17 protein-coding genes are annotated in these 22994 nt (G+C 42.9%); 3 read left to right on the top strand and 14 right to left on the bottom strand.

Annotated features, from left to right (window positions below):
* Position 1: 1 nt before the first annotated feature.
* The 4 genes from ACP2AF_RS14520 to ACP2AF_RS14505 form a co-directional block, all read right to left on the bottom strand.
* Positions 2-1702, bottom strand: a complete 1701-nt coding sequence (locus ACP2AF_RS14520) for a sulfatase-like hydrolase/transferase (protein WP_425236872.1) — start codon at positions 1700-1702, stop codon at positions 2-4.
* Positions 1683-3251, bottom strand: coding sequence for a sulfatase family protein (locus tag ACP2AF_RS14515; protein WP_425236871.1), 1569 nt, complete (start codon positions 3249-3251; stop codon positions 1683-1685). The genes ACP2AF_RS14520 and ACP2AF_RS14515 overlap by 20 nt, the downstream gene beginning before the upstream one ends.
* 336 nt (positions 3252-3587) lie before the next feature.
* Positions 3588-5093 (bottom strand): DUF1501 domain-containing protein, encoded by a 1506-nt coding sequence (locus ACP2AF_RS14510; protein WP_425236870.1) that lies wholly within the window; start codon positions 5091-5093, stop codon positions 3588-3590.
* Between the two features lie 15 nt (positions 5094-5108).
* Positions 5109-8375 (bottom strand): DUF1553 domain-containing protein, encoded by a 3267-nt coding sequence (locus ACP2AF_RS14505; protein ID WP_425236869.1) that lies wholly within the window; start codon positions 8373-8375, stop codon positions 5109-5111.
* A gap of 205 nt (positions 8376-8580) precedes the next feature.
* Here ACP2AF_RS14505 and ACP2AF_RS14500 point away from each other — a divergent pair, with 205 nt between their 5' ends.
* Positions 8581-9444 (top strand): AraC family transcriptional regulator, encoded by an 864-nt coding sequence (locus tag ACP2AF_RS14500; RefSeq protein ID WP_425236868.1) that lies wholly within the window; start codon positions 8581-8583, stop codon positions 9442-9444.
* Positions 9445-9457: 13 nt separating this feature from the next.
* Here ACP2AF_RS14500 and ACP2AF_RS14495 read toward each other — a convergent pair whose 3' ends face one another.
* From ACP2AF_RS14495 to ACP2AF_RS14480, 4 genes are all read right to left on the bottom strand, one after another.
* Positions 9458-10786, bottom strand: a complete 1329-nt coding sequence (locus tag ACP2AF_RS14495; RefSeq protein WP_425236867.1) for a Gfo/Idh/MocA family protein — start codon at positions 10784-10786, stop codon at positions 9458-9460.
* Positions 10787-10893: 107 nt separating this feature from the next.
* Positions 10894-12387, bottom strand: coding sequence for a sulfatase-like hydrolase/transferase (locus ACP2AF_RS14490; RefSeq protein ID WP_425236866.1), 1494 nt, complete (start codon positions 12385-12387; stop codon positions 10894-10896).
* Between the two features lie 5 nt (positions 12388-12392).
* The gene (locus ACP2AF_RS14485; RefSeq protein ID WP_425236865.1) at positions 12393-14204 is read right to left on the bottom strand and encodes an arylsulfatase; all 1812 of its coding nucleotides are present in this window, start codon (positions 14202-14204) and stop codon (positions 12393-12395) included.
* An 89-nt stretch (positions 14205-14293) separates the two neighbouring features.
* Positions 14294-15124, bottom strand: a complete 831-nt coding sequence (locus ACP2AF_RS14480) for a fumarylacetoacetate hydrolase family protein (protein ID WP_425236864.1) — start codon at positions 15122-15124, stop codon at positions 14294-14296.
* Positions 15125-15247: 123 nt separating this feature from the next.
* Between ACP2AF_RS14480 and ACP2AF_RS14475 the strand changes: the two genes are divergently transcribed.
* Positions 15248-16057: an SDR family oxidoreductase gene (locus ACP2AF_RS14475; RefSeq protein ID WP_425236863.1), complete on the top strand. Its 810-nt coding sequence runs from the start codon at positions 15248-15250 to the stop codon at positions 16055-16057.
* A gap of 110 nt (positions 16058-16167) precedes the next feature.
* Positions 16168-17379, top strand: a complete 1212-nt coding sequence (gene uxuA, locus ACP2AF_RS14470) for a mannonate dehydratase (protein ID WP_425236862.1) — start codon at positions 16168-16170, stop codon at positions 17377-17379.
* A gap of 1 nt (position 17380) precedes the next feature.
* Here the strand turns inward: uxuA and uxaC are convergent, their stop codons facing one another.
* The 6 genes from uxaC to ACP2AF_RS14440 form a co-directional block, all read right to left on the bottom strand.
* Positions 17381-18790, bottom strand: a complete 1410-nt coding sequence (gene uxaC, locus ACP2AF_RS14465) for a glucuronate isomerase (protein ID WP_425236861.1) — start codon at positions 18788-18790, stop codon at positions 17381-17383.
* 6 nt (positions 18791-18796) lie between these two features.
* Positions 18797-19465 (bottom strand): bifunctional 4-hydroxy-2-oxoglutarate aldolase/2-dehydro-3-deoxy-phosphogluconate aldolase, encoded by a 669-nt coding sequence (locus tag ACP2AF_RS14460; protein WP_425236860.1) that lies wholly within the window; start codon positions 19463-19465, stop codon positions 18797-18799.
* A 68-nt stretch (positions 19466-19533) separates the two neighbouring features.
* Complete coding sequence (locus tag ACP2AF_RS14455) at positions 19534-20574, bottom strand: PfkB family carbohydrate kinase (RefSeq protein WP_425236859.1); 1041 nt, start codon at positions 20572-20574, stop codon at positions 19534-19536.
* Positions 20575-20740: 166 nt separating this feature from the next.
* Complete coding sequence (locus tag ACP2AF_RS14450) at positions 20741-21178, bottom strand: nuclear transport factor 2 family protein (protein WP_425236858.1); 438 nt, start codon at positions 21176-21178, stop codon at positions 20741-20743.
* Positions 21179-21243: 65 nt separating this feature from the next.
* Positions 21244-21837, bottom strand: coding sequence for a jacalin-like lectin (locus tag ACP2AF_RS14445; RefSeq protein ID WP_425236857.1), 594 nt, complete (start codon positions 21835-21837; stop codon positions 21244-21246).
* A gap of 84 nt (positions 21838-21921) precedes the next feature.
* Entirely contained in the window at positions 21922-22854 is a 933-nt protein-coding gene (locus tag ACP2AF_RS14440; protein WP_425236856.1) for an RraA family protein, read from the bottom strand.
* Between the last annotated feature and the right edge of the window lie 140 nt (positions 22855-22994).

The following is a 22994-nucleotide window of genomic DNA, read 5'->3' as shown; positions in this document are numbered from 1 at the left end:
ATCACTTTGGTTCAATGCCAAAACCTCTTTCCGCTTCGCTATCAGCAGTATATCGTACTACCTTAGGGAAACCTTCGCCCCTGGCATATTGAATTTCCCTTTTCCATACAGTGCGCATTTCAACAAGTTTTGCTGAATACGAAGTGTCATTGACCAAATTGATGGTCTCATCGGGATCTGTGTTTAAGTTGAATAGCTCTTCGTATACAGCAGCTTCCCCTTGCAATGGTCCCTCCACATAATTGCGATAAACGGCTATATCCGAGTCATGTACCTTATAAAGCATATTGGTTGGCGGGATACCCATTTTTTGGGCTATCTCTATTTTTTTTAAAGCGGAGAGGTTCTCATTTTTATAATAACGGATATATTTCCATTCCCTATTTTGTACAGACTCACATCTGGGATTGCCAAAGTGCGTGGACCAAAGGTTCTCTGTATACAGATAGTTCCGAACGGAAGCTTCCTTTTCCGATAAAATATTGGTCAAATCTCTTCCTTGATAGCTAGATGGAACGGAAATACCGGCCATGGAAAGTAGTGTCGGTGCAATATCGATGCTCTGCACCAAGGCGTCCGATTTTTTCCCCCTTGCCGATTTTTTTGAGGTCGGATCATAAATAATCAAGGGAACATGCGTGGTCACTTCATAACACAAGGCCTTACCCCCCAAGCCGAATTGTCCCATAAAAAGACCATGATCCGAGGTAAACACAATAATCGTATTCTTGTCCAAGTTCTGCTCCATTAGCGTTTTACGTAACCGTCCTACAAGACGGTCGATTCCCTTCATGGCTTGTAGTTGTCGTACGTATCGCTCTTTGGTCTCTGCAGGGGTGTTTACAAATGCATATGAAGTTTGCCGATCCTCGGCCCTGTGAATGGAAGGAGGAAGTTTTGGAATTTTTATATCTTTTTTGGCCAAATAATGATTCGGTAGTGGCATCTCTATATCGCGATATAAGGATTTGTACATGGTATCGTCTGTCCCCCTCATTTCCATAGTTGAAGTACCTGCGCTGTGAGGAAGGTTAAAACAGACCGATAGCATAAAAGGTTGGTTAGCCGGTCTTTTTTCAACAAACCTCAACGCACCTTCAAGTTTTTCTTCGTTGGACAAAAAATCATAAACTCCTTCGCCAACAACCTCTACTTGTGTTTCCGACTTGGCCCCATCAAAAATCTTATGACGTTCCTTTGGATAGAAACCTAAATGACCATGCCCGGCATACCAGTAGTCAAAACTACTTTCCATAATACCACTATCATAACCACCCTCTCCAACGGGTACATGGTTTTTTCCGATCCAACCGGTATAATAGCCATTCCTACGCATAACCATGGGATAGGTTTGCTCCCAGGCTTCTTCAGCCATACTGGTACCGGAATTGAAATTGATGCCGTGTTTTCGCTCAAATTGACTCGTTAAAATACTGGCGCGGCTTGGCGTACAGATTGCACTTGTAATGTGGGCATTGGTAAATAGGACTCCCTCTTGGGCGAGGGTATCCAAATTGGATGTTTTTACAATTGGATTACCCGTACAGCCCATATAGCCATAGGATTGGTCATCAGTTAGTATAAAAACAAAATTTGGCTTTTCTTGACTGAATGTAGTCAATATCCCAATGGCATTGAAAAAGACAATGCTAAAAATAAGGCCCAAAGGGCTTCTAAAGTGTTCAATCTTCCCAATGCGCATCGATTACCTTTTGAATGTGGGGATAGTTCTTATCAGTTTCGTTTAAGTCCTCCCGTATTTTTGTCAATTGTAGTTTAAGGTCTGCAATGACTTCGGCATATTCGGAATCGCTATATGCATTGTTCATCTCTTTGGGATCCTTTTTTAGGTCATAAAACTCCCAAGCTACAGGTGTGTGGTTTGCGAAATCGTTTCCCCAACTCTTTTTGTTCCAAGTGGCATCGGGGTCGTCCGTGTCCACCCAATACTTCCCATAAAAGAAAATCAATTTGTAATTCTTCGTACGTATACCAAAATGGGCCGGATTCTGATGTTTGTGGGCCAAGTGCATCCAATACCGATAATAGGTGGCCTTTTGCCAATCTTCCGGCTCCTCCCCTGTTTCCAAAATGGATTTAAAACTCTTCCCCTGCATATAGTCGGGCTTTGCACCACCGGCCAACTCTATGAGGGTCGGTGCAAAATCCGTATTGTTGATAATGGCATCGGTTCTTGTTCCACTTTTAATGGATTTTGGATAACGAACAAAAAAGGGCATGCGCATGGATTCCTCATACATCCATCGTTTATCAATATAATCATGCTCACCTAACATAAAACCTTGATCCCCGGTATAGACGATAATTGTGTTTTCCAGCAAATCTTCTTCCCTTAAATAATCCATTAGCCGTTTTATGTTGTCATCAACACCTTTGACACAGCGTAAGTATTTCTTTAGGTAATCCTGATATACTTTACCGGTATATTCCTTTTCCGCTGTATCCATCTCCCACTTTACGAACTCATGGGGCTCAATATCCTTGGCATCCCTGTATTTTGTATAGATCGTGCTATCGTTCCAGTAAATATTCATGGCCTGATTGCGAATCAGGTTCCTTTGCGAAACTGAAGAGCCTATGATGCGGGTCAAGGAATCCCTCACTCCCCTGGTAGCTATGGAACCGTTATTTTCATTGTCATACAGGCTTTCAGGTTCGGGAATAGAAGTATCCGTTAAATAATCCTCGTATCTGGGGGCGTATTCAAAATCGTCATGAGGTGCCTTAAAATGGTGCATCAGAAAAAACGGCTTGTCGGGATCCCGTAGGTTCTTTAAATAATCCAAAGTAATATCCATGATCTTATCCGAGGAATGTCCTTTGGTCTGGACTATATTTTCCGGCCAAGGCTTATCGCCTCGGACACGAAATTCGGGGTTGAAATACTTTCCTTGCGAAGGCAATACCTGATAAAAATCAAAGGCTTCAGGTTCCTTTTTCAAATGCCATTTACCTACTATTGCTGTATGATATCCCAATTCTTTCATCTCTTTGGGCAGATATTGTCTTTTCGGATCTATATGTCCTTCGAGGTCGATTACACCATTGGTCTGTGCCCTTTGCCCTGTAATAATAGCCGCTCTACTGGGTACACAAATGGAATTGTTCACAAAACAGTTATCAAAAATCATCCCTTCTTTCGCAATCCTGTCCAGATTAGGCGTAGGATCCAAACTGGCCAATCGGCTACCATAGACCCCCAATGCTTGTGTGGTATGGTCATCTGACATAATGAAAATTATATTGGGCTGCTTTTGAGTTTCTGGTGTTTCTTCGGTATTACATGCCAAAATCAAGATTGAAAAAAGAATGTAAATAGGGAAAGACCGACTTCTAAAAAAAAGTGACATTAGGCTATATTTTACCCTTTAAAAATAGGGAATACGAAAGAGTTTCACGAAAGTAGTGAACAATAATCTATGACAAATGATCAAAAATTAGACCCGCTCCAATTTTATTGGAGGTGTATGGTGTGCGTTCCACTGGCATACATATACATTTTTGTCCTCATCTATGCGCACATCGTGACCGTGATTAAAAGTAGGGGTCTTTGATTCTATTCTTCTTTAGGCCAATAGATCCTTTACTACATGGCCATGTACATCGGTGAGGCGGTAACGCCTGCCCTGGTGCTTAAAGGTCAATCTTTCGTGGTCTATTCCAAAAAGGTGCAGCAATGTGGCATGAAAATCATGCACATGTACCGGGTCTTTCACTACGTTGTAACTAAAATCGTCCGTTTCTCCATAGGTGAATCCGGGTTTTACCCCAGCACCTGCCATCCACATGGTAAATGCTTTTGGATGATGGTCACGCCCATAGTCTTCCGCGGTTAGCTGTCCTTGGGAATATACGGTACGTCCAAACTCCCCGCCCCAGATTACCAGGGTATCTTCTAACATTCCCCGTTGCTTCAAATCCTTTATCAAAGCGGCATTGGCCTGATCGGTAAGCTTGCATTGGCTTCGGACACCTCCTGGGCAACCTATATGCTGATCCCATCCTTGGTGATATAACTGCACAAACTTCACATCTTTTTCCAATAACTTTCGTGCCATAAGACAATTGGCCGCATAGGTACCTGGATCTCTACTGTCTTTCCCGTACATATCAAAGATATAATCCGGCTCATCGGAAATGTCGGTCACCTCCGGTACTGATGTTTGCATGCGAAAGGCCATTTCATATTGCGTCATTCGGGCCATTATTTCGGGATCTCCGTAGGCATCATGTTGCAGTTGGTTGAGTTTGCCCAAATAATCCAACATTTTTCTCCGGTCATTCCCATCATAGTTTTTCGGGTCACTTAAGTACAAAACTGGATCCTTACCGGATCGAAATTGCACTCCCTGATGTTCCGTAGGCAAAAAACCATTGCCCCATAGACGTGAATACAAAGGTTGGCCCCCCATACCTTTGGTTATCAAAGTAATAAAAGTGGGTAGATTATCATTGTCCGATCCAAGCCCATAACTCAACCATGCCCCTATAGATGGCCTACCAGGCAACTGATTTCCCGTTTGGAGAAAGGTGATGGCAGGATCATGATTAATGGCATCCGTTTGCATGGACTTTATAAAACATAGGTCATCGACTACTTCAGCGGTATATGGCATCAATTCACTCACCCAAGCCCGTGATTCACCATACTGTTTAAAATCCATGATCGATGGTGCGATCGGAAAAGTAGTCTGTTCGGCACTCATCGCCGTAAGACGTTGTCCCTGTCGTACGGAATCCGGCAAGTCCTTCCCAAACATATCCCTTAATTTGGGTTTGTAATCGAACATATCCAGTTGCGAAGGTCCGCCACTTTGAAAAAGGTAAACAATGCGTTTGGCTTTGGGCAAATAATGAGGAAGCCCCAAACCGTTCCTATCAAATGCCAAGGTACCTTTCTGGCCGGTTCCTTCTGTTGCACCAAAGGTTTTTTCAGTATTTAAAAGGGAACCCAAGGCCAAGGCTCCCAGACCCAGCGAGGTCTTGGTCAAAAAATTCCTTCTATCCCATTGCCGCTCTACCTGTTGCAGATCTTTATTGTTGGATTTTAAAATGTCGTGATGGTGACACATAACTTTGGTCTGTTTTTATCTTTTTGTAATGGTAGCATCCAGGTTCATAATCGTACTGGCCACTACGGCGTTGGCCGCTATCAGGGCAGCATCATCCGTGGAATTGATACGAAACTCCCCGGTATTCAACCACCCCTCTTTTTTGGGTGGATTATGTTTGAAATTTTCAAGTTCATCCTTTTGCAGGTCCATCAATAACTTCAATTCATCCGACCGTATTTTTCTTCCGGTCAGTTGTCTAAAAACAATAGCTATTCCCTCCTGGACTGTCTGGTGTTCCGTTATATTTTTCCCTAGCACCCGAGAGGCTTCCACATAAGTGGGGTCATTGAGGAGTACCAGCGCCTGTAATGGCGTATTGGTTTCTTGTCTACGAACAGTACATATGGAACGTTCGGGTGCATCAAAAGTGGCCAATGTTGGATGGGGTACTGAACGCTTCCAAATCGTGTACATGCTTTTTCGGTACAGTTTCTCTCCTTTGTCCTCGGTATAACTTGCCCCATTTATCTTCCAAAGTCCCTCAGGTTGATAGGGCTTAACACTTTTACCACCTATTTTTCTATTGAGTAATCCGGAAGCGGCCAAGGCATTGTTTCGCAACATTTCACCCGTCAACCGTTTTGATGGTCCCCTGGCCAACAAACGATTATCTCCATCCATATCCATCAATTCTTCGCCAGCCAAAGAGGACTGTTGATAGGTATGGGACATAACCATCAATTTATGCAGGGCTTTTACATCCCAACCGGATTGCATAAATTGTATGGCCAACCAGTCCAACAATTCAGGATGACTGGGCAATTCTCCTTGATTTCCAAAATCCTCGGCCGTCTTTACGATTCCCGTACCAAATAGATTTTGCCAATATCGGTTTACCGCAACACGGGCGGTAAGGGGATTCTTTTCATGGGTTACCCATTTGGCCAGTCCCAATCGGTTTTTGGGAAGGCTATCCGGGTAGGGAAATATCTTTTCAGGTGCACCGGGGTAGACCTGTTCCCCATATGCATCATACTGCCCACGTTCCAGAACGAAGGTTTCCCGGGGTTGGTCCATCTCCTTCATCACCATAATTTCCTGTACGCGTTCTACGCTGTCCACGTATATTTTTTGGGTCTTTTCCAGGGCTTTCAACGCGTTTCGATACGCCTTTGAATACTTGGCAAGATGATACCAGGTCAAATGGATTTTTTCGTTCTGGGAGAGTTGATCGGATGATTTTGAAAGCAATCCCGTCAGTGCATCCCTATTGGAAATTTGCAATACCTCAACATAGGTCAGTTCCTTATCGAACACCAAAATATCATCGACTATGCCCCCACCTATTCCCTTTCCTCTCCAACGGGCACCAATCTGCAAGCCGGGTTCGACAGGTTTCCCGTTGGTGAAATCATCAGGGGTATCAAAGATGATATCCTTGTATAAATTATCTACCTCCACTTCGGTCCTAAGCTCCTGACCATCCATAAAAATTTTAAGTCCGTCCGATGTACTGGAACCATCATAGGTCATGGTTAATTGTACCCATGTATTTTTCGGGATATCATCAAGACTCAATTCTACTATAGCATTATCTGGCCATACGTGAGCCAACATTGCCTCCAATTTGTTCTCTTTTAAGGCCAAATGATACCCGCGGTAATTATACAATCGCGTACCGTGATTCTTATGGAAGATAACCCCATTTTCCAATTCCTCCGGAATATTGATGGCAATACCGATGCTAAAAGGTTGATATCGCTGAAAGATTCCGATTTTACCTAAATCCAACCAAGCATCCCCATCCAATTTCAAGCCTTTACCTGACTTACCCTCAACAATGTGCGCCACTTGTTTTGGGGCGTATTGCCGCTTCATGGTTCCTTTCTGGGACGGGTTTAACCTATTATGCAATTGCCCTTGGGAAAAGTCAATTTTGGCCTTAAGATTATCTGGAGTTCCTTGGACATTGATTTTTTTGTAGCCTTCGGATCTTATCCACTTTTCCGAGGTACTACTTTCACTTGCTATGGTGTGTTCAATGCCTTCCTTCTTCCCATTAATGAGGTCTTCCACATAGGCTAAAAACTCCTCTTGCTCCTGGGTTGGAAGCATCAAGGTAGGTACGGGCATGGACAAATCCCAAGAAATTTGACCTGACTCATTGACATTGTTGAAAAAACTGTACATCTCAAAATAGTCTTTTTGGGTAATGGGATCATACTTGTGATCATGACACTTGGCACAAGCCATAGTAAGCCCCATAAGACCTTCGCCCAAGACGTTGGCCCTATCCGAAACATACTCCGAACGGAACTCCTCATCGACTATGCCGCCCTCCATATTTTGGGGATGCAACCGGTTAAATGTAGTGGCCAAAATCTGCTCCCTGGTCGCATTGGGCAACATATCTCCGCCCAATTGCCATTCCAGAAATTGGTCATAGGGCATATTTTTCGAAAAGGCTTCGATTACCCAATCCCGCCAAACGGATACATCGCGATAGCGATCCACGGTATACCCATGTGTATCCGCATACCGGGCCAGATCCATCCAATCCAAGGCCATCTGTTCCCCATAATGGGGAGAATTCAACAACCGGTCTATAACCTTTTCATAGGCCTTGGGGGATCTATCCTCTAAAAAGGAATTCATTTGTTCCAAAGAAGGCGGTAATCCCGTTAGGTCAAAGGTAACCCTACGCAACAGGGTTTCCTTGTCCGCTTTCTTTGCAGGTTGCAATCCTTCCTGTTGCAATTTATATTGTACAAAATTGTCAATGGGATTTTCAATATGTTCTTCTTCTTGAAGAATCGGAACTTCGGGTTTTTCTGGAGGAATAAAGGCCCAATGATCCTTGTATTCGGCACCTTCTTCTATCCATCGAATCAACATTGCCTTTTCATAATCAGTCAAGGTAAGGTGTGATTCCGGTTGTGGCATGACCAGTTCCGGGTCCTTCGAAAGAATACGGGTTACTACCTCGCTTTTCCTTGGATTTCCAGGTTTAATGGAAAAGATCCCAGGGGTATTCGTCGATTCGGCATGGGCTAATTCAGGAAGATGCAATTGTAGTCCGGCCTTGGCTTTTGCTTTATCCGGACCATGACAGATAAAACACTTGTCCGAAAGGATTGGTTTTACATGTTGGTTAAAGTCAACTTCCCTGGGAAGCCTTTCATATTCCTGTCGCACTGATTCCGGCAAAGCGGGGCCGCCACAGGAGAAGAGAATTGTACATCCCAAAAGCGAAATCGCATACCGCATCCTTACCATTCCATCCGTTTGTTTTACCGACATCAAAATTAGTGCTTCACGACCATCTATTCTTGTACAAATCAGGCTATGGGTTGTACTTTTCCGACTTTTTGTATTATACGAAATTGTCATGACCTACGGTGCGATCTCCTTCTTTAACATATTTAACGGGCTTTTATAGCAAAGGACCATTAAAAAACAGTAACTTGGTAATGTATCAAATCCGATAATTTGTATGGTTCAAAAAATGCAGAAAACCTTGCAATCCTTAAAGTTGACATTGCTCAATATCGGTTATGCCCGACTGGATTCCTCTTGGGACTATGACAATGTCATCAGTCCATTTTCGCGCCTATATTTAATAACCAAGGGTACCGCAAAGATTTATCACAGTTATAAAGAATTCGATTTTAAGGCGGGTTACCTATATTTAGTGCCCAGCTTTACATACAGTCGTTATCATTGCAATACGTATCACGAACAATACTATATTAGTTTTTTGGAAGAGGTAGGCAATGGCCTATCCGTTTACAACTTAAAACATTTCATCTACGAATCGAAGGCTACCGAGATGGACATCCATTATTTCAAAAGGCTGTTGGAACTTAACCCGGACCGTTCATTGAAGGATGATAATCCCAAGGTCTATGACAACCGGGAATCATTATCCCGTTTTGAGAAAATGAATGAAAATCTATCTACTCCCGCATTTCTCGAGACACAGGCCCTATTGTTACTTTTATTCTCGCGGTTTATCCGCAATGCTACCAGTACTAGAATCGCGGCAAAAAACAATTTAAACGATGTTCTGAGTTATATCGGGGAACATCTACATGAAGATCTCAGAGTTGCAGACCTGGCCACTTTTTGCCACTTGAGTCCAGACCACTTTTCAAGGGTATTTCAACAACGGTATGGGATACGTCCGAGCCGATATCTACAAACCAAAAGGGTTGAACGTGCCGAGACCTTGTTATTGACGACAAAAAACTCCATCAAGGAAATCGCCGAAAAGACAGGTTGGGGCAATACGCCCTATTTTACGCGAATCTTTAAAAAAACCACTGGAAAAACACCTGCGGAATTCCGTCGCGAACGTTCTTTGATCTAGTCCTTATCGCAGATTAAAACTCCCTGCTTACACGATTCATCAAGGCGTTTGCTTCCGCATCACCTTTAAAATGTTGCTCTACAGGATCCCACTCCAAGGTGCGCCCCAAATCATATGCAATATTGCAAATATTACCTATGGTCGCCGAACGATGACCGGTCTCAACGTCACAGATAGGTTGAGTGCGATTTTTAATGGCATCCAGCCAATCTTGATAGTGATTCTCGTTGGAATTATAGAGTCGGGTATCGGAATCTTTGAGTTCCGCAGTAAGAATCTTCTTGCGATTGGTCTCCAAATAGCTTCTACTCACATCCAAGTTTCCTTCACTTCCTATAAAGCGAACGCCCCATCCTTTTTCAAAATCCTCATGAACCATTTCAACCCCATTTTCATAGAACATACGCATTCCTCGAACGGCAGATCGGTCCTTTGGAGGAATATAGCGTACCGGACCGGTATGGTCCATACCCAAGCCCCATTGGGCAATATCAAACATATGAGCACCCCAATCGGTCAAAATACCGCCACCCGTTTCCTCGAATTTACGCCAATCCGGGAAGAAAGGATCACTGGTTGGTGGGGATAATCTATGATTATAGGGCAATAATGGTGCGGGACCGCACCATGCGTTCCAATCTACCTCCTTAGGTGTAGGTTCAGTTTTCATATTAAAGGGAATGGCCGGGTCGCCCACATTCACCAAGACTTTTGAGATTTCCCCTACGTAACCATTTCTGACGAGTTCACAGGCCCTTCTGAATTTTTCCCAAGAACGTTGCATGCTACCTACCTGTACAATTCTTTCTGTGCTACGGGCCGTTTCCACCATATCAATTCCTTCCTTGATGCGTTGGGTCATTGGTTTTTCACAGAAAATATCCTTGCCCGCATTCATTGCGTCAATCGCTTGAATGGCATGCCAATGATCCGGAGTGGCAATGATAACCGCATCTACATCTTTCCTGTCCAGAATTTCCTTATAATACCCAGTAGTTCTGACTCCTTTATAGCCTGTCTGTTGTCTTTTCTCAGCATACATTTGTTCCACATAACCCTTGAACCAATCGTTTTTAGTGGTCCATACATCAGAACCGGCGACTATTTGGGCATCTTTAGTCTTTTCTAAAAAAACGCGCGCAAGACCCATAGTCTGTTTTCCCAAACCTATGAATCCCAAGTTTATTTTATCACTTGGTGCAATGAATCCTCTTCCTAGAACGTGACGTGGAATAATACTAACTGCTCCTGCGGCAAGAGCGGTTCTTGAGATAAATTTTCTACGGGAGATTTGATGGTCGGATTTTTGACTTTTTTTGGAGGAAGAATTCGATTTTTCCATGGGTATTAGTATAGGTTGTTTGTTTAGACTAAAGGTACGTATTTGTAAAAAATCATACTACAAAAACCGTAAAAGAATTTGCTTTTGAACCCATAGATTAAATGGGTTTATGCCTGAATATGGGATAGATCCAAAGTATCCTTCATCTCCTTCTGTAATTTCAACAATTCTTGAAACAATTCATTCACTTTTTCTTTATGTTCCTCGTTCCCTGATATGTCGTTCATCTCCTCGGGATCGTTCTGTAAATCGAAAAGCAAAACTTTGTTCAGCTTCGGATATACCATCAATTTGAAACCCTCTTTCCGAATCATCCTTTGGGTATCTACATAGCTGCCATAGATGGATGGATACTGGCTTCCTTTCTTTTCGTGGAGCAGAGGCAAGACACTATTGAAGAAAACGTATGGCGGTTTTTCGATCCCTGCCAAATCTAGACTTGTGGCCATGGCATCTTGCAGATAGATATCGGCTTCAACTTTTTTATTTTTAGGAATATCGGGTCCCATAATCATAAAAGGAGCCCGAACGCTATGATCAAATTGGGATTGTTTGCCCAAAAGACCATGCCGGCCCACGGATAAACCATGATCGGCCGTAAATATAACGTAGGTATTATCTCCTTTTCCCGTGGCCTCCAAACCTTGCAAAATCTGTCCTATTTGATCATCCAAATGGGTTATAAGGGCATAATACTCCTGGATGTGCTTTTTTATGGCATATTCCGTTCTGGGAAAAGGTGCCAAGGCCTCGTCCCGAAGATCAGGGCCATTGCCTATGCCATCCTTGAAGGGATACTCGGGCAAAAAGCTTTTGGGTACGCTGATATTCTCCAAGGGATATTTGTCCAAATATTCCTGGGGAGCCTGTCTGGGGTCGTGAGGGGCATTAAAGGCGAGATACATAAAAAAAGGCTTTTCATTCTTCCCAGCCCTATTCAAAAAGTCCAGAGCATCATCTTTGAGAACTTCGCTCCAATGTTCTCCGCCTTGCCAAAAGCCACCATATTTTTTATCGGTGGGAGACCATAACGTATCGTTCTCGTCCATAGGTCTGTTATAGCCTATTGACCGAATTTCAGATTCAGAAGCTCCATTGCTGAGCATTTCATTTATGATAGGAATAGTCCCCTGATGACTCCAAGAATCACGGGGCATCCCAGGTCGAACGTGTACTACATTATGAAAAACACTATCGGCCGGAGCTTTTACATGCCATTTTCCCGTCATATAAGTTTCGTAATCGGATTTTTCCATCAAACGTCCCCAAGTCTTTTCCATTTCCCTGCCTTGGGACCAATTTGTCGCCATTTTTTGTGCATCCCAAATACTTCGGCCGGAAATAATCATGGATCGGGATGCCACGCAAATGGCACCGTTCCATCCTCCCATGTTAAAGGCATGGGTAAAACTGGTGCCATTCTTTACCAAACGGTCCAAGTTCGGTGTTTCCACCTCGTCGTTACCCAAAGCATGTATAGCGGAATATGTCATATCATCGGCAAAGATGAAAACAATATTAGGTTTGGCCGGCTCTTCCTTTTTTTCGGTTTTACAGGAAAAAATCGGGATACATAGAATTAAGATCAGCAGTTTTTTCATGGACATTACAGTTTTTCAATTTGTGTATAGTAGGACGGAATGACACTACCTTGGGCATTGGTAAAATTACTTTTCAATTTATAACTTCCCTTTTTCAATTTTCCCTTTACAATTGCAAATGGTTTATTATCATCCACATCCGCTTGTAGAACCATGTCCCCTAACTCTACTACAGCTTTCGACGGATATATTTTTTTCCCCTCTGGTAATCCATCCCTAAAGGGCGTCCCGGGAATTTCTTCCGCAGCTGCATTTAATGACAGATCTGATTCGGATGGATAACGATACAATTGAAACTGGTAATCTCCGTCTTCCACCACTTTTATGTTGTAGAATCCGTTAGGGGAAAGTTCGCCCTTACGAATTTGAACCTGGTTCCATGGGAGTCCATCAACGGTATGCATATCGTGTATGGTAATCAGCACCGGATTTGCTTCTGAAGTCCCCAAGGGAATTTCGGCATATTTTATATCCGGTTCCACGCTTGACCACCATTCATCATAAAATGCCTGCATTTTGGATACTACTTCAGGGTATTGTTCGGCAACATCGGTTTGCTGACCAGGATCATCCACCGCATTATAAAGTTCTACGCCATTGACCAAACGCCATTTGGTAGACATAACACAAGGATTCCTACCTTTTAGGGGCCTTTGGTTACGTTGGGTATCCACTACCAGCATCCGATCCTTGGTTTGTTCCTCACCGGTCATAATTTTTGCCATGCTGGTACCGTCCAATGGATTTTTAGGTGTATAGGGGATGTCTGTCAAATCGGTCAATGTTGGTAGCAAGTCCACATGGGATATCAATTCATTGGAACTCGCTTCCTTTAGGATATTCCCATCGGGCCAGCTCAGAAAAAAAGGTACTTTATGTCCCCCATCATAATGGCTACCCTTAATTCCCCTGAGACCAGAATTGTAGCCCAACATTTTGTCATCGGCCGTTCGGGATATGCCCAAGGCGGTCCCGTTGTCCGTGGTAAAAATCAAGATAGTATTGTCGAAAAGTTTCTTTTCTTTTAGATAGGCGACCAATCTTCCAAAGTTCTCATCGATATTGGACACCATCCCGTAAAAGCGTTTTTGCTTTTCGGTCAAATCGGCCTTCTCATACATCTTGGCATATTTTTCTGGGACATTGAAAGGGCCGTGTGCCGCATTCGGGGCCAAATATAGAAAGAAGGGATTTTCGACATCGCGCACTTGTAAAAAGTCCATTGCCTTGTTGAACCATACATCCGTACAATACCCTTCAAACTTTTGAGGCACCCCATTTTGGAAATAGGTATCGTCAAAATAATCATTTTTCCAATAGTCCGGTGTTTGCCCCACTCCCCCGCCTCCATGATAAATGGCATGCCCGAACCCCTTGTCATGTGGGCGAAAGGGATAGTTATCCCCTAAATGCCATTTTCCGAACATAGCGGTGTCATATCCGTTTTCCGTAAAAACTTCGGCGATCGTCTCTTCGGTTTCCAATAAAATAGAACACCCGGCAATAGTATGCCAGGCATTGTTGCGATTCGCGTTACGACCTGTCATAATTCCAGCTCTGGTCGGGGCACATGTGGTACCTACATGAAAATTGGTCAGTTCCAAGGATTTGGAAGCAAATTGATCTAAATGTGGTGTTTTTGTGTAGGGATTGCCATGATACCCTAGATCACCATACCCTTGATCGTCTGTTACAATGAGTATTACATTGGGCCTTTGGGTCAAGGGTCCGGACACCGATGTATTTTCCTTACATCCTGCCCCAATTAATAAAAAAGAAAAAAACAAAAACTTTGCCGTAACGCCGAAATGTTTCATGAAATAATAAATATTAGTATTTAGGTAATATCTCCATCCTAATCCCATAGGTCAAGACATTAATGAATAACTTAGGAGTTTCTAAAGGGTCATTGGCCTACAAAGTTGACCAAGGTTCCGATATGATCAATGCTGATTCGAATCTCATCGCCGACCAATAAGGTGAATTCATCCGGTGGAATAATCCCCGTACCGGTCATTAAAAAACAACCCTTGGGAAAATCGCACTCCCGAAACAAAAAATCGACCAGTTCCAAATGCTTTCGTTTCATTTGATCAATCGTAATTTCTGAAGAGAATGCCATTGAATTCTTTCGCAAAATCTCAAGTCTTATTTTTGACTTTGGATCTATCGGTTTATTCGGAACATAAAGGCAAGGCCCCATACCGGCACAACCTTCATAAGTTTTAGCCTGCGGAAGATATAATGGGTTTTCGCCTTCAATGCTCCGAGAGCTCATATCGTTGCCTATGGTATATCCTTCGATTGTTCCTTCCGAGGAGATGAAAAGGGTAAGCTCCGGCTCCGGTACGTCCCAACCTGAATCCTTTCTAATGCGTACCGTACCTCCATCTCCAACGGTTCGTTGGGGAGTGGCCTTAAAAAAAAGTTCCGGTCGTTCGGCATCATATACACGATCATAGAAAGTTCCGCCACCCGCCTTTTTGGATTCCTCCATACGCGCTTCCTTACTGCGCATATAGGTAACTCCCGATGCCCATATTTCTTGGGTCCCTATTGGAGTGATGGCGTTCTTTAAAACATCTTCATCAGTTAACGAAAAATCCTCGATTTCATCCAACAAAACCTTGTGAAGGTTTTTCCGGTTTATAAAGGTGTCCCAGTTTTCAATTTTCTTGAAATAAAATGAATCTTCAATTTTGATTGTGGCCCCTTCCTTAGTTCTGTAAATTTGCATGTAAATTGATTAGTTGTATTCCCTCTAAATTTAATCGTTTTTTGGATACTTCCATATCAAACAACGTCTTTGTTTAGTTTTTAAACCATATTGTTTTATCTTGGGCGCTTAATCTATTGGAACATGATGTTCAACATTGCAAAAAAGGTGGCCGTTATCACCGGGGCCAGCGGCGCCTTGGCCGGAAGTATTGCGACCAGCCTTGCCAGAGCGGATGTAAAACTGGCCTTATTGACTAGAAAAAATGAGGCTTTATGGAGTCTGGTAAAAGAAATTCGCACTAATGGCGGGGTTGCCCAAAGTTATGAGGCAGATGTACTTTCCGAAAAATCCCTCCAATCCGTTAAGAAAGAAATATTAAAGGACTTTGGAAGAATCGACATCCTCTTGAATATTGCAGGGGGCAACCTTCCGGGAGCGACCATTGCTCCGGACAAGACGATTTTTGACATGTCCATGGATGATTTTAAAAAAGTAACCGATCTAAACCTCAATGGAACGGTGCTTCCCTCCCTGACCTTCGGAAAAGTAATGGCGGAACAACAGGAAGGGGTAATCATTAACTATTCCTCAATGGCCGTGGACAGGGTCATAACTCGGGTAGCTGGATATTCAGCTTCCAAGGCCGCCATGGAAAATTTCACACGATGGTTGGCGGTTGAAATGGCTACAAAATTTGGGGACAAAATTCGCGTCAATGCTATCGCACCTGGATTTTTCATTGGAAATCAGAACAAATCATTATTGACCAATCCCGACGGTTCCTATACGGAGCGTGGTAATGCCATTATCAAGAATACCCCTATGGGACGCTTTGGGGAAGCGGAAGAATTGAATGGTGCCGTGCACTTTTTATGTAGCGATGCGGCACGGTTTATCACAGGAGTGGTTTTACCCATAGATGGTGGTTTCAGCACTTTTAGTGGGGTATAAAAAGGTTTGAGGTTTGAGGTTTGAGGTTTGAGGTTTGAGGTTTGAGGTTTGAGGTTTGAGGTTAAAGTCTCAAAAATTTAGGGTTAAAAATAACTTACGATAGAATACATATGTTACAAACATGGCGATGGTACGGGCCTAGCGACCCAGTTAGCCTTCAGGATATAAAACAAGCCGGGGTACAGGGCATAGTTACCGCATTGCATCACATTCCCAATGGGGAGATATGGCCGGTAGAGGAAATCGGGAGTAGAAAAAAAGAAATCGAAAAGTCTGGTATGGTATGGTCGGTAGTAGAATCCCTGCCTATTCATGAAAGTATCAAAACCCAAACAGGCAATTATAAACTACATATTGAAAACTATAAAAAAAGCTTGGTCAATTTGGCCCAAAACCAAATTAAGGTGGTCTGCTACAATTTTATGCCCGTGCTGGACTGGACACGAACAAGCTTGGACTACTTAGTTTCGGATGATTCCAAAGCGCTGGCCTTTGAGCATGATGCCCTTGCTGCTTTTGATCTATTTATTCTGAAACGACCCGATGCGGAAAAAACCTATTCCGATGTCCAAATACGAAATGCCAAAGCCTATTTTGAACAAATGTCCGAAACGGATATCTGGGAACTGGTAAAGACCATTATAGCAGGACTTCCGGGATCTTCGGAAGGTTATCCTGTCCCTGAAAAAGGATATGATTTGAAGAAGTTTCAGGATATTTTGGATACCTACCAAGATATTGGTGAGACCGAAATGCGAAATCATTTAGTGTATTTTTTACAGGAAGTGGTGCCGGTTGCCGAGGAACATGGGATATTAATGTGCATCCACCCGGACGACCCACCGTTTTCCATTTTAGGATTGCCTAGGATCATGGGGACTGAAGCTGATTACGCCCATATTTTTGAAAACGTGCCATCGGTGCACAACGGAATTACATTTTGCACGGGTTCCCTAGGAGCTAGGGCGGATAACAATTTGGTACATATGATGGGACGTTTTGCAGACCGTGTCCATTTTTTGCATTTACGAAGTACCCAACGAGATGAAAATGGTAATTTCTTTGAAGCCAACCATTTGGAGGGAAATGTGGATATGTATGGCATGGTAAAAAGTGTACTTACCGAGGAAAAAAGAAGAAAATCGATTGGAAGGACCGACGATCAAATACCCATGCGGCCCGATCACGGCCATCAAATGCTGGACGATTTACATAAGAAAACCAATCCAGGATATTCGGCCATAGGGCGCTTAAGGGGATTGGCCGAGCTTCGAGGCCTTGAAATGGGAATCAAAAAATCAATTCCAGAACTGATGGATTAACTTAATCCGCAAAATTAAAGTAGTCCTTCGCATTTTGATAGCAAATATCGGTCACTATTTTTCCTAACCATTTTTCATCGGCGGGCAGTTCTCCATTGGTAACGTCCTGACCGATGAGGTTACATAAAATTCGTCTAAAATATTCATGTCTTGGAAAGGACAGAAAACTTCTGGAATCCGTCAGCATGCCTACAAAGCAGCTTAAAAGACCCATATTGGAAAGTGCGTTCATTTGCTTTTCCATACCATCTTTTTGATCTAAAAACCACCAACCTGAACCAAATTGCATTTTCCCTTTCATAGACCCATCGTTAAAATTGCCCACCATGGTAGCCAATACTTCATTATCCGCGGGATTTAGATTATAGGCCACGGTCTTGGCCAGTTCGTCCGTACTGTCCAAATTGTTCAAAAACTCCCTAAGGGTTCTGGCCTGGGAGAAATCCCCAATGGAATCAAAACCCGAATTCGGTCCCAATTGGGCCAACAGACGTTGGTTGTTATCGCGAATGGCCCCTAAATGAAACTGCTGGGTCCAGCCTTTTTTATGATAGCAGCGACAAAGAAACAACAGGGTACGGCTTTTAAAATAGTGTATTTCATCCGTCAAAAGCGTCTTGCCTTCCTTCGCTTTGGAAAATAGTTTTTCGCAATCGTGCACGCCTTCCTCATAATAATACATTTGTTCCAGTCCATGGTCGGACAGGCGACATCCATTTTCGTGGAAGTAATCGATGCGATCCTGTAACGCATCCAACAAATCAGAATAGGAATTGATCGGTTTTCCTGTGGTATTCTCCAACTTTTCCAAATAGGCAAAAAAAGCAGATCCACCTTCTATGGTAAAAGCATTATCCGGACGAAAAGCGGGAAATACCTTAATGCTTGTTGCTTTTTTTTCTAAAATACTTTGATGATGTTCTAGGGAGTCTATGGGTTCGTCCGTTGTACAGACTACTTCCACATTTTGTTGCTCCAACAGCGGAATAGTATAATGCGAAGGCTCTTGCAACATTGCAGTCGTCCGGTCGTATATGGATGCGGCACTTTCTGCAGTCAATAATTCCGTTATTCCAAAATATCGTTGCAGCTCCAAATGCGTCCAGTGATACAACGGATTTCGGACCGTGTAGGGCGTAGTCTCCCCCCACTTTAAGAATTTATCCCTGTCCGAAGCATTACCGGTTATATATTTTTCGTCGATTCCGAGTGTCCGCATAGCTCGCCACTTATAGTGGTCTCCGGCAAGCCAAACTTGACTTATATTTTCAAAAACCCGATTTTGGGCTATTTCATTGGGCGGTAAGTGATTGTGGTAATCTAGAATGGGTAATTTTTTGGCATGGTCGTGATATAAAATCTTCGCAAAATCATTGTTCAGCAAAAAATCATCGGTAATAAAGGTTTTCATATGCTATTAACTTCTCAACTTTTTAATCAAATCCAACGTTTCGCGAACACTATTCTGTAGTTCCTCAAAATTCTGGTTCACCAATATTTCTTTGCTAATGAGTTTGGAACCCATTCCTACACAGGTCACTCCCGCATCGAACCAAGCCTTGAGATTTGATTCTTCCGTACTCACCCCGCCCGTAGGCATAATACTGGTCCACGGTTGAGGACCCTTAATAGCCTTAACAAAGCCCGGACCGTAGGTGGAACCCGGAAAAAGCTTGATGATCTCGCAGCCCATTTCTTCGGCTTTGTTTATTTCCGTAAGCGAACCACAACCTGGAGACCATAATACTTTGCGTCGGTTGCAGACCAAGGCGATATCTTCCCGCAATGAAGGTGTGACGATGAAATTGGCCCCCATCTGCATAAATAGGGATGCCGCCGCTGCATCGGTAATGGAACCCACACCCATAATCATTCCCGGTAGTTCCTTCACGGCATATTTGTTTAGTTCCAAAAAAACTTCGAAAGCGAAATCACCTCTTGCCGTAAACTCCAACAAGCGTGCACCACCATCGTAACAGGCCTTGAGCACCTTTTTCCCCAATTCGACATCAGGATGGTAAAACAAGGGAACCATTCCGGTTTCCTTCATTACACCAGCCACTTCTATTCTTGTATGTTGCGCCATATTTCTCGGTTGTTGATTAGGTCTAAACCATTATATCCAAAAATTTAAAATACCCCCATACGCAATAATCACCTAGCTACCCTACCCGAGGCGTCGCCTCCCATTAGTTTTTGCACCTCATCTATGGTAACCAGATTAGCATCGCCTTTGATGGTATGCTTTAAACAGGACGCTGCTACGGCAAAATTTAATGCATTTTGGTCGTCATCAGGATATTGCAACAAACCATATATTAAGCCGCCCATGAAGGAGTCACCTCCTCCAACTCTATCCACAATATGGGTAATTTGATACTCCGGTGATTTATACATGGTCTCTCCATCATATAAAACTCCTGCCCAAGTATTGTGGGAGGCGGAAATGGAGCCCCTTAAGGTGGTTATTACTTTTTTGGCATTGGGAAATTTTTTCATCATCTGCTGGCAAACCGATAGAAATGCCTCTGCCTTAACATGTTCTCCCTGAGTAGTGATATCCAATCCTTCCGGCTTGATGCCAAAATGCTTTTCGGCATCTTCTTCATTGCCCAAAATAATATCGCAATAGGAAGTTAGTTCGGTCATAACACCCTCGGGTTCAACACCATATTTCCATAACTTTGCACGATAGTTTAAATCCGTGGATACCGTAACGCCATGTTTCTTTGCAGCCTTTACGGCTTCTAGGCAAACATCGGCAGCACCTTGGGATATTGCCGGGGTTATACCCGTCCAGTGAAACCATTCTACTTCTTCGAAAGCGACATCCCAATCTATCATGCCTTTCTTTATCTCCGCCATTGCGGAATGTGCCCGATCATAAACTACCTTACTACCACGGCTTACCGCTCCGGTTTCCAAGAAATAGATACCCAAACGGTCACCTCCGAAAACGATTTTATCCGTACCAACACCTCTTTTCCTCATTTCCATTAGCGCACACTCGCCAATATCGTTCTTTGGCAAGCGGGTCACAAAATCTACAGGTACGCCATAATTGGCCAGGGAAACTGCTACGTTGGATTCTCCTCCACCATAAACGACATCAAAGCTTGTGGTCTGTGAAAATCTTAAAAATCCAGGTGGAGAAAGGCGAAGCATAATCTCGCCAAATGTCACTACTTTCTTCATGTATTCAATAGATTTTAGCCGCTCGTAAAATTGAGCTATTTAAACAAGAAATCAAAATTACGATTTGCAAAAAAACTCAACACAAGATATGATCTATAAAACGGAACAAATAGCTAAAACTAACAATTCTCTTTCTTGTATTGAAATTTAAAACGCCAGGGGAAGTTTATAACTTATAAGCTTGTCTTGCCAAAAGAAGCAATTGCCCCTTCCTTTTTTGAAAAACTAACATAATTCCAATATGGACATCCACCGGTTGCCCATTGTTGGCTCCCTTGGCGGTCATGATGTGACGTGCTATGGCAGTATTGCCATAAATCGTAATTTGATCTTGGGATGTATCTATGGATAAAAAATCAAAAGGCCCGTTTATAAGCGCATCTATGAACTCGCCTTGATTTTCTAAAGTTCCACTGGAATGCCCATAGGTAAGATTCTCTGAAGTAATGTTTTTCAATTTTTCACTTTCAGGATTTACCAAGGCCTCATTTAAGCTTTCCACTGCCATCGCGACCTCATCCTTATTAATTGCGTCTTTCTGAGCCGAACAACTAATAGCTGCGAGTGCCAAAATAAAGGACAAACAAAATATACGTGCTCTCATTTCATCAAAAAATAAAATCATATGTTCTAATATCTACAAATTAATATTCACTGACCTTTAAAGCCCTATTCCATGGGCCAAAAAACCAGCCCTATCGTCTCCAAATGGCCGCGGATGGAAGAGCCCCAGAACCCCATTAAACGTCCTAGATACTCCCCTGTAGGCTTTGTATTAAGAACCAGCCTAAAATTTAGATCTCCTCTAATACCGCCATATTTTGGGGTAGTGCTCCCATCATCAAAAACAAATGCCATACTGTCAATAAGCCATCCAGAAGCTCCACTAATACCAACCAGTTTCCGGTCATCCGGAACAAGATACTTTTTCTGCGCTATACCTTTTACGCTTCCAAAAGAGAACGTTCTGATCTCTCCTGCCTTTTCTACCTCAAATTGAAAACCGCTAATGGTCTCAAAACCGGGAGTGGGCGGATTTTTGCTTATATACACCTGGATACTTTTTAGCACATCATCAGGTTCAAAGGCAATTATCTGTACCGATCTACCCTCTTGTGCCTGAATGCCCCCGACTCTGTTGCCATAGTGTATCTCACCAAGAAGTGGTTTATGGTCTGGTAAAACAACTTCCTCTTGTCCAAAACCAGTTTCTATCCTAAAGAATATAAGGGCAATACCAAGGAAAATGATCGCTGTCTTCATGAACTTACCGGAAGTTTTAAAAGTGAGCCTTTTTGAACAAGTCCATACCAAAACAAATGTTACAATTGTTCGTATAAAAAGGTATTACTGGGTTTTCATATATTCATTCAATTCTTGCCGTGTCATGGGTAATTTACTGTCCGGGTACTGGTTTAGCCAACTTCTAAAATCCGCTTTGATCGCATCGGTCCATTTTGTGTCTATTTGACCAGGGGTGTATGTTTTTTCCCTTAGACGCTGAAAACCAAATTGATCACGTAAGCCAACCACTTCAGAGGCCAATACCAATTTCGATACTAAATGGGAGGGAATAAAAATTGTGCCGTATCTATTGGCGAGAACGACATCTCCCGGTAATACAATAGCCCTACCTATCCGTATAGGTGCATTGATGGATGTGAGCATTTGCTCTTTGAGAAAAGAAGGGTCATCACCACGGATCCAACCATTAAATCCCTTAATATCCCGTAAGCCTTTTAAATCTCTCACTCCACCATCAAAGATTACCCCGTTCTGGGAATTGGCATAAATGGCATTCCCCAGATTTGAGCCTATTAGAGTACCGTCTATTACGCGTCCATAACCATCGGCCACATAAACATCGCCGGGCTGCAAAATTTCAATGGGCCATGAATTGCTCCCACCTATCGTGTCGCGGTTTTCCTTTGCCCCCTTAATTTTTATCAATTGCTTAAAATCTGGCCGTAACGGCATGTATTGTGCCGTAACCACGCGGCCAGTCATTACACTATCCGGATGAATAATCTGCCAATTGCCCTCGTACTGGTTATGAAAGCCGTGACCTCTCAAATAGCCCCAGGCCTCTTCCATCTGAATTCCTTTTAACCTTTTTAAAAGTGCATCCGAAACCTTGGGTCTTCCGTCATCAAAGCGAGGTCCAGTCCAACTGGAAGTCAATTCTTTAATATATTCCGAGGTAGAGGCCACACCTTGAGGATATGCTAACAAAAAAGAACAGAAAAATAGAATGGTAAAAGCAAAATTTTTATGTGTCATGATTTCTTTACGTATTATGAATTGGAAAGTTAGTACGGTACTTTTCGAAAATAAGCTAAAATTATGATATAGAATGAAAAAAAGTTGAACTCCCCCAAACTATTGGCTCGGAGGAGTCAACCATCACCAAACTAACTCTA

This window comes from Ulvibacterium sp., from assembly GCF_965248315.1.
In the GTDB taxonomy this organism is placed as follows: Bacteria; Bacteroidota; Bacteroidia; order Flavobacteriales; family Flavobacteriaceae; genus Ulvibacterium.
The sequence above is the reverse complement of the archived record's forward strand: the minus strand, read 5'-3'. Positions and strand labels throughout refer to the sequence as shown.